Annotated in this window: 7 protein-coding genes; all 7 read right to left on the bottom strand. The window is 39.5% G+C overall.

Annotated features, from left to right (window positions below):
- Positions 1-8 precede the first annotated feature (8 nt).
- On the bottom strand, positions 9-587 hold the full coding sequence (locus tag OQX61_RS23900; protein WP_265844362.1) for a hypothetical protein: 579 nt from the start codon (positions 585-587) through the stop codon (positions 9-11).
- A 110-nt stretch (positions 588-697) separates the two neighbouring features.
- Positions 698-1,318, bottom strand: a complete 621-nt coding sequence (locus OQX61_RS23895) for a hypothetical protein (protein ID WP_265844361.1) — start codon at positions 1,316-1,318, stop codon at positions 698-700.
- Positions 1,319-1,628: 310 nt separating this feature from the next.
- Positions 1,629-4,196 carry a S8 family serine peptidase gene (locus OQX61_RS23890; RefSeq protein WP_265844360.1) on the bottom strand — a complete coding sequence of 856 codons (2,568 nt, stop codon included), beginning with the start codon at positions 4,194-4,196 and terminating at the stop codon, positions 1,629-1,631.
- A gap of 11 nt (positions 4,197-4,207) precedes the next feature.
- A complete protein-coding gene (locus OQX61_RS23885) occupies positions 4,208-5,905 on the bottom strand; it encodes a hypothetical protein (protein ID WP_265844359.1) in 1,698 nt (565 codons plus the stop codon).
- Entirely contained in the window at positions 5,892-6,893 is a 1,002-nt protein-coding gene (locus tag OQX61_RS23880; protein WP_265844358.1) for a caspase family protein, read from the bottom strand. Before OQX61_RS23880 ends, OQX61_RS23885 begins: the two co-directional genes overlap by 14 nt.
- A gap of 10 nt (positions 6,894-6,903) precedes the next feature.
- The gene (locus tag OQX61_RS23875) at positions 6,904-8,379 is read right to left on the bottom strand and encodes an alpha/beta hydrolase (RefSeq protein WP_265844357.1); all 1,476 of its coding nucleotides are present in this window, start codon (positions 8,377-8,379) and stop codon (positions 6,904-6,906) included.
- A 12-nt stretch (positions 8,380-8,391) separates the two neighbouring features.
- Positions 8,392-9,327 carry a peptidoglycan-binding protein gene (locus OQX61_RS23870; protein WP_265844356.1) on the bottom strand — a complete coding sequence of 312 codons (936 nt, stop codon included), beginning with the start codon at positions 9,325-9,327 and terminating at the stop codon, positions 8,392-8,394.
- Positions 9,328-9,390 lie beyond the last annotated feature (63 nt).

Below are 9,390 nucleotides of genomic sequence, written 5' to 3'. Positions count from 1 at the left end.
TATGGTTGCTATATATCACCTTTTGTTATTTTCATTTCAATAGCAAGATCTGAAATTAATTTTTGTGCTTGAAACAGCATATCTGCATTTATTTTATGTAATTGCTCCCACTTGCAAACAGATCCTTTTTCCCTATATAAAATATTCATCGGGGAATCTTGGATGTGAAACATTGTTAATTGAAAGCTATCTAGTTTTTTACTGGTTTCAGCCGATGCCAGGCTTTTCACTCTAATTGATTCAACTCTCCAATCAGCTAGTAAATCTACAGCACGCTCACTATATCGGGCAAATGCTTTTTTATGCATTTCTTCATTATGCCCCTTATCGGTTTTGAACCAGCTTATATCTAGTAATAAGGTTTCATATGTTAACAAAGTTTTGGAAACATCTTCCAAAAGTTTACTCTGCGCCTGTAAAACTATATCGTTTCTAGCTTTATTTCTTTGTATCTCAGTCCCAACATATGGAATAATCAGTCCTGAAAGTAGAGCCGTTAAAAATAATAAAAATAGCTTTTCAATAAATGACTCATTACCAAATACTTTTGTAAGTATTGATTTTTCTTTCGGAATTTTCTGATTCATACTACAAAATATTATTGAGGCTTAAGTAATTTCTTATAATATATGGGGTCATTCGCTCTATTTCCCTGACGGTCATCGTAGGCAATAGATATGACAACCGTATTAGACAATTATTTTCCTAATTTGGCTTTAATCATTTCAACAATATTATCTGATATTGAAGATTGCTGTAAATCAGCGATATCATATTTTTCTGGCGTCAACAATTCCATTAATTTTTCTAATTCTATTTCTGGTTTCATTTTGTTCAATTCTATAGCATCAGCTTTTGCATTATAGAAGGCTGCTACCCTTAATAAATATTTAAATACTTTAAATAACATTTGAACCAAGAATATTAATAAAATTGATGAGCCAATTCTGATAGTAATATTGACAGAAACATCAGAAGGTTTTTGTATTGGAGGGTCAACTAAAAAATAAAACCCCGTTATTATTACGCCTATGGCGGTTACGAGTATGATAACCGAAACATTGTTGAAAAGGAGTGCTCTAAGCCTAAATTTGCTAACTAATTTTTCAATTGACTTATTTTCTGCCCAGTCTTTTGGATCAAAAATATACATTGAAAATAATTCAAAAGGAATAATTACAATAAATCCTATTACAAAGAATAGAATTGCTAAAAATGGAAATACATTATTCGTTTCTTTATTTTCTATAAAGTAGTGATTTATTAAAAAAGCCAGAAAGGATAGTCCTATTAATGTTAGCCCTATATTCTTTTTCATTTTGAATTACTTTATAAGTGATTTAATAAAAGTCATTTTATAGGCTTTGTTTCTGTTACCATGTAGCAGATTCACATATTCTCAAAGAAAAAAACTGTCTTGTAGTGCCAAAAACAATTCCAGTTTTCCCTATAATGCAAACTCATCAATGAACTGGTTACTTCCCCATCACTCTTCAGACTTTATTCTTTTGAAACTCTTTAACCATCATATCTGTCTCATTTCCAAAATCACCGTCCACCATCAATACATAACCCAGTTCAATTTACACTCCTGCATATTAATTAAAGCACCAATTTTAGTACAAGGTTTAATTATTCTGAAGTACTTTTTTAAGAAATTCAGAAGCAAAAGGTGAATCAATAACCTTATTTATAAATGCAGTTCTATATTCTTTACCATTAAAAACATTATCATCCCCTTCTGTATCTATATCAGCAACATTAGCATACCCCATCAATTTTGGGTCTCTATAGATCAGTTGCAGCAACTCCAATTCAACCATTTCCTTAATTGCATCCTCATTCTCAGCAATCACTGCATCCCCACTTTTGTCCTTACTTCTAATCCAGCCTCCAATGAAATTCCCCAGGCCAAACAGACCAACCTTAGATTCGGGTGATTGGGTAAGACTATCTACCTTAGAAAAATCAAAAGCATCCAGCGCATCAAAAGCTCTGATAATGCCATTGCCAAAATATAAACTGTACTCAGGGAAACGCTTGCTTGCAGTCTGGTACAAAGCTGACCTTACCGCTTCCACCTTTTTCCAGGACTTTTCAATTCCGGCTTTTTTTATAGCTGCCCGGTTATGTGCAATCCAAAGTGCTGCAGCTGCTGCGACCTGCGGTGTAGCCGAGGAGGTACCATTGCCACTTTTAGAAAACTTAAACGATTCTCCTTCCGTTGCCCAGGCTAAATTAGGTGTGTAGCCTGCTAAAGCTTTTCTCATTGCCTTTTCAGGTCCCCAATTCCCTTGCATTGCTCCCCCGGAATCATCAGTCTCCTGCCAGTCATTCGCACTGAAATCAAAAGGCGCATGATTATAGCAGGCTCCGGTAGCAGCAATTACCCTTTGGAAACGTGCCGGATACAAAACCGCTTTAGGTGCCAATTCCCTCAGCCCCCTATTCCAATTGTTACCCGCAGCAGTAACCACAACTACCCCATTCATGTACGCCCTATCCACGGCCTTTGCCACCCGCTTTGTCGGATACCCTGCCATTGACATCGTAATCACCTCGCAACCATGATCCACTGCATAATCAATACCATCCGCCACATCATTGGCATTGAACAAATTAAACACCGTATCACAGATGCGGATTGGGACAACTTCTGCAAAAGGTACTGCTCCAAAAAAACCATTAAAGCCAGCATAGGAATCTTCCTTTGAAATCTTATTACCTGCAAGTATGGCAAGTGTAGCACAGCCATGCCCATCCTGTTCAGCAGGAAATCCTGTGTTTAACAAATCAATCCCTTTATTCTTATCAAATTCATCTTTCGCAAAACTCACCCCCAGATCAGCCAGAAGGTTATTCGGCCTGCTCGGATGATCAGGACGATATCCCGTATCGATATGCCCAATTCGAATCCCGGGCTTACCATCCTTATTGCCAAGCACAAAATCCCTTGCCTTTTTAAGCTGAGAATGCTCATCATCCAGATGCCAGATAAACTCATCCGCTGAAGGATTAGGTTCCGGCCAATTCTTCATATAATCGTCTTGCCCCGGCCCTTTACTTAGAGGATCTGCTTTAAGGTAAGGAGAACGCAGATCAGGCTCAGCAAACCTCACATTTGAATCTGTCAGGACTTTATCATAAGCCTTATCCCATGCGGATGTATGATCTGCATCTACTTTAGCCAGAACAAACTCATTACCTTCTACAACTATATCTGGCTTAGCCCGGTTTCCCCATACCCTTTTATAGTACTTGCTTTTCATCTCCGGATCGGTCGGACCATTCAGTTCCAGAATCAGTCCTTCACTATCCCCTTTAACCGTCTTAGCCCTTACTTCCTGAAAGAAAACATCCGCTGCTTTACCATTCAGGCTAAAAGGTTTCTCATTGATAAACTTAAAATTACCATTCCCAAACTGATCCAGATTAGGATGCTGTTTCCTGTTGAAGCCTTTCTTAATATTCTGATAGAATTCCATGTAGCTGGCCACAGTTCCCATTAACACCTCCTTCACTTTAGCAGTGAATAGTCCATGATCCCATACTTCCATAGCCTCTTCGCTATCCTGGCAAGCACCAAAAAGCATTACATAAGCATCAATATCCTTTTTTGTAGCGGTTATTTGTTCCGAAATCTGATCATACTTTTTTTTATTTGCATTGTAGGTTCTTAATAAAACACCTAAAGGAGCCATACGGCTTTTTATATAATGAACCTTATCTTCCGGACCAACATCACTTTTTGTTACCACCGCCTTAGCTACACTACCTGAATGACAACTATCTGAAAAGATCAGAATGCGAACACCCTTCTTAAATTTACTATATCGTTCATACAGCTCGTCATCAATCACCTCCCGGTCATACAAGCACCAGGTCTCATCCATATGATCTAGTTCTTCATCTCCATTTAAATCAGGAAGAGAGCCGCCATGTCCGGAATAAGAAATCATCATTAGATCCCCTTCAGCAAGCTCTTTAGCTGCCTTGTCAAGAAAAGCAAAAACCGCTGCAGAGGTAGCTTCCTTAGTCAGCAATACCTTTATTTCGGCAAAGCCTGATTTTTCAGCAATAGTTTGATAAACTGTCGCATCATTTTCCGCGGCGTTTAATTCTCCAGCCCAACCTTGATAATGTTCCGGATCAACCCCATTTAACCCAATATGTAATGAATAGCCTTTCTGTTCCATAACTCATTTAATTAATAGATATCATTAAGTTTATCAATGTTTTCCATGCTAAAAACTTTATTCAGCTCACTTTTCTTTGCCTGATTTCCATAAGAGACGATGTTTTCTTTATCCCGAACAATCTCATTTATGGTATTCTGTACCATATTCTGAGTTACATTTAGTGCCTTAGACAAACCATTAACAGACAACCCCTCTTCGATATTACCAGATCTGACCCCTTCTATCTTACTCATATTATCAAATGACCTATCAACAAAATACAATATAGATTCAGCCAAAGTTGAGTTGAGTATCTCCGGTCTTTCTACCTTAGGTTTGCCTCTTTTAGACTCAGGTCTTCCCCTGCCCGTCCCACCTCCGAAGTCACTTCCACTACTACTTCCGCTTCCTAAAGGGAGATCAAAACCAAAATTTTCGTTATCAAAAGCCATTGTTTTTCCGAAACTCGCATGGAGGTTAATTTCAGGAATGATGTTTTTCAAAAATGCTCCTTTATATGTTGTGTCTGCTTCCAGAGTCTCCTCATTAGTTTTAGGTTCCGAAATTGGTAGATAAGAAGTCCAAACCATGTCAGTATATAACTTATCGACAATATCTTCAACAATACTATTTTCTAAAATAATATGTTTTTCAGGGAACTCTATAGCTTTAGAAATTGCCGCTTTCATCCCAGCCAAAAACAGACAAGGTCTGTCCATCCTTACTTCAGGAATCGCTGTATGATCATGCGATGCACGGAGTATCTTTAAAGCCTTTATATCAGGCGCATCCTTCCCCAATAACTCTGAAAGCCGATCTATTGTATCATGAGGTAGTTCATATTCAGTCTCATCTTTATTCAAGTAATAAATATAAGCCGCCAGAAGGCCTTTAACCGGCTGCTGCCATTTGTTATTGATCAGGCTTAAGAAGGTACTCTTTGGCATAAAGTAAATACCGTTATGCATTTTTTGCAAAATCCCATCTATGATATAATTATCTGCATCATCCACACTAAATCCTTCTTTAACAGAGGAAACCATAATCTTTAACGATGGAAACTGAGGTCCATTTAAAGAAGTACAAAAAAGCTGCAATTGCCAGCCTTTATATACCGTTAAAGGGATCTCACGTGCCAGTTGCTCTTTATCTCTGCCTGCATAATAAAGATAATACCCTCCTGGCTCAACATAGGCGTTAAATCCTATCCAACCTGCATTAAGGTCTTCTTTTACCTCGTTCCCTTCCAGGCGGCATAGTAATTTCCGGTCCGCATCCAGTAATGAAAACCCTTTACCCAGGCTTTCACCCTTACTACTTTCCCTGCTGAGATCTGAGTTGTCCGGATATCGGAAAAAGATAAAGATGGAACCTGTCCCCTTTTTATTTTTATTTAATACAACTGTTGCCTGCTTACTTATGGCCACGGCATTTCGGGAATAATCTTCATGAGAGGATGTAAATCCCTGAGATACCACAGACGAATAGATTTCCGGTGTGGGGATCTCCTCATCCACATCCTGGTTCAGCATAATCATTCTTTCCAGAACCTGTTCATTCAGTTTCAAAGTCACCTTGTAAATCCCTTCAGGCAATGTTTTTTCTAATACAGCATAATTCTGGTCAATAACTTCCATAAAACCATTCATTATGGTTAGATAAGCCAGTTCTGACATGATGCCTGTAGATTTAACCGATAAACGGTATTCTTTTTTATCCGAATTCATAATTCCTTGTTTTTTGAACCCCATCAATCTCAACGAAATCTGTCTTCTCAGGCGAGGTAATGGAATAATATCCTTTAATCAACGGAATAGGCCCCCAGCTTTCCCCCGGCAAGACATATCCATTTTTAATGATCTCCAATACCGGATTTTTCAATACCATCACTCCTCCCTTTTTAAAGGTGATGGTTAGCTGGGTTGCCAATTGTTTCTTTCCGGCAACAATGGGGGTATTCATGTCAATCCCCCCATTGTTAAATTGATAAGTTACCCTCTGGCTCATGTTCTGCGCTATGGCAAGCTGCTCTGTTTTAGGAATCACATATTGAATCAATCCGTCGATCGTAATTTCTCCATTAGCATTTACCGCAGCACCATTCAGTCCATCAGACAAAGCCTGAGAAAAAAAACCGGTTATTTTCAGGTCAGTTCCATTGCTGGTAAGCCCCTCACCAGCCACATTTTCAAAATCTGTAGCGTGGATAATCAAACTGGAACAACTGCCACGGTCTTTTACCACACCCAATGTAGGTGGTAGCGGACTAACATTAGACTTACGGTTACGACAACAGTCCAGAAAAAAGTAGGCCTCCTCAAAAAAATCTGATGCAACAATATAATCCAGGTATCCTTTAGAAGAAAGTACTGCATTGAGAAATATATCGGACCATTTAGGCATACACAAGCCACTCACATCCCATTTTAAACCAATGCCATGACCTGCAAAGAAAAAGTAGAATCTTCTGAATTTGTCTCCCTGATAAGCCTCAATAATTTCAGCAAGCGCCTGATCAATATCATCCTGTATAGGATGCAGCGCATTCGGTCTGGACACGATCACTTTGCAATTCGCTACCGGTAAATCACCTCCACCGGGTGAGGTCAACCATTTCCCAAATCTTCTTGCATCATTAATCGGCCCATTTAATACCGGGAGTTTTTTATAGTGATTTAGTCCCACTACAACCGCGTAATCTCTTGAGTTAGGCATAAGATGTATTTTATGGCTTCAGAATTTCCAGGATACTATCCATCGTTAGGGCATTTTTTGTATAAAAATTGCCATGATGATCTGCAACACATCGTTGACCGGGTGGAGCATCATCCTTCGTTAATGAATAGATTGTGCTATTTGGTATCCCTTTAAGGTCTTCAGCTATTTTGTTAAGCATAGCGTCCACATCATAAGGATGATTTGGCAAGAGGTAACGCTGCATCCCCAATATGGCCGCATCGTATTCATCTTTCTCCAGGATACCCGATATCATATAAAGTAGCGAACGTGTATAAATCAAAGGAATACACCGATCTTTGATTTCCAATTCTTCTTCCATCGTAAACATCCGGAACGCCCCGATTTTGTTCATATTGGGAATCATGTTATTAAAGAACAGGTCACTCCTGCATGCAGGAGCCATGAAAATAGTATTTCTGATTTTCACATTCAGCTTACGGCTTAAAAGTTCCTTTACCAGATGGCAAATCACAATCGCTCCCGCAGAATGCCCGATCAGGTCAATGCTTACCTCTTTATCCTTTGTGAACTCCTGAAGTTTGCTCAGAAAATAATCCCCTGCATGCTGGTCTAAAGGATCTTCTACCTTTCCATTACTTTGCCACATCACTTCCGCTTTAGTTTTCATTGCCCCCCACAAGAAAACACCAATATCAGCCACATAAAGCTCACGCAAAATCTCCTCTATAATGGTTGGATAAAATCCATGGTCCCTTTTATTCACATGCCTTTTAATCACATTGTAAATTACTTTCACCGCCGATTTAATCAATTTCGCCAGAGACAGAATCCCCCTGCTACCTGGTTGAGGTACGTTAACCACTTTAGACCTATCCAGCATACCAAACTCCTGATCACTCATCATTTCAATAAGTGATCTATTTAAAGCCGCATCATCCTGAATCTCTTCTTCCACACTCACCTCAATCTCATCCATGAGGAAACGATCATTTGAGCTGATCACATTAGCCGATCTTGTAGCTATATTGACCTTGCAGTCATCAAAAGGGGCCTCACTACTTAATTCTGCATTGATCTCAGGATAGCTCAAAGTACTGACCCCTCTTATCCCCGTAATTGTTTTTACATCAATCCCCAGCTTATCACCGGCCACTTTTATGACCTTCTCCAATATCTTCCGGAAAAAATCCGTTTTATAAATCGTATCCAGGTTCTGTTTGACTGTTTCAAATAAACCCGTCTCCCACACAAATGAGATCAGTTGGGTGTCAGTAAGCGGGGCCAGTGTTTTAGTTACATACGTTGCGGTTGCCATTCCCGCAGCTCCTCTTACCAAACCACCATGAAAATACAGGAGGATTTTCCTGGTGCCCTTCTTCTCCATTTCCTCGAAGATGTTGTCCACATCCTTTGGGACCGTATCAAACTCACTATTTCCAGAGGATTGAAAGGTACCCTTAGGCCCCACATTGATGTAATTCAGTTTAGATAATTCTTCCATAATAGGCTCCCCTTAAATTCTATTAATTCCCAATGCTTTAAGTGTTTCTGGTCCGGCTATGCCATCTATCTTTAGGTTCTGACTTTTTTGAAAAATTTTCAGGCCTTTAACTGTTTCCGCCCCAAATACCCCATCAATAGTTATAGGAAAATCGGCGTTCTTTTTTTGGAGGGCGTTTTGCAAGGCAATCACCACCGAACCTGCATCTCCTCTTTTTAGAAATGAACCCGTAATTACTTTGCGGCTGCTCACCTTAGTACTTGCCAGCTCTTCATCCAGCAGACTCATTAATGAACTGGTTACTTCCCCATCACTCTCCAATCCTTTATCTTTCTGAAACTGCCTAACCACCCTATCCGTCTCCTTTCCGAAGTCACCATCCACCATCAGGACGTAGCCCAGATTGTATAACTTTTTCTGTAAAGTCGTAATTGAAGCACCAATATCCCCCATTTTCAATACCTCTTTTACAGGTGACAGTTCATTATCCACTACACCCGGGTTGACAAAAGCTTTTACAGTAGATTTTTTACGTTCTCTACGCATCACCTGCCCCCCATCACTATTGTCGCCCACAGCGGTATTTCCTTCCCATGCAAAAAAGGAGTTACCTTCATTTATCCACTCTATAAATATGCCGGTATGCTCACACAGTCCGTCTCCATTCCAGTCATAAAGCACAATGTCTCCCCCTAGTGGACTTGAAGTCAACATGTTCTTCTTTTTCCAGAAATTATAACCGGAAGCGCAACTCTGATAGCCATTAGCCGTATCGATTCTTCCCAATGGACAACCCGCTTCATTATAAACCCAGCTCACAAAAATTGCACACCATTTTTCTCCATTAAGACCATACCAGGCCCCATATTTTGTTTGATTTGAGCCTGCAGGAGACTCTTTAACACCGCTTTGTGATTTAGCAGTTTCGAGGATTTTTTGACGAGACATATTTAGACTGTTTTATGGTTTCTACTGAAAAAATAAAATCAAGATCTCAGGTTAGATACCTAA

The organism is Pedobacter sp. PLR, from assembly GCF_026239675.1.
In the GTDB taxonomy this organism is placed as follows: domain Bacteria; phylum Bacteroidota; class Bacteroidia; order Sphingobacteriales; family Sphingobacteriaceae; genus Pedobacter.
The sequence above is the reverse complement of the archived record's forward strand: the minus strand, read 5'-3'. Positions and strand labels throughout refer to the sequence as shown.